We start from the raw sequence: 322 nt of genomic DNA on the forward strand, positions 1-322 counted from the left end.
CAATACCCCCGCCATGGGGGAGATCATCCAAAACCAATACATTGTGACCCTGGCACCGAATATCACCGAGCAACTGGGCCTCACCAGCCTGACCACAGCTATTCAAACGCTGCTGGCCGGTATTGGTGGGGGCGAGGTGCTTTATACCTATGACCATGCCTTGCTGGGCATGACCGTAAGATTGACCAACCTGCAGGCAAACTTGCTTGGTATTCTGCCCGGTGTCATCTCGGTTGAGCCGGACCGCATGGTGACCACCGTAGCCGTGCAGAGTAACGCCACCTGGGGCCTGGACCGGGTCGATCAACCGGCCCTGCCGCTG

At 58.7% G+C, this 322-nt stretch carries 1 protein-coding gene; it reads left to right on the forward strand.

Annotation, left to right across the window (positions count from 1 at the left end; all coding sequences use genetic code 11):
• Positions 1–322: protease inhibitor I9 family protein (locus A3730_RS10715; RefSeq protein ID WP_197477433.1), on the forward strand; the 322-nt coding region annotated here is incomplete at both ends.

The organism is Alcanivorax sp. HI0044, from assembly GCF_001634945.1.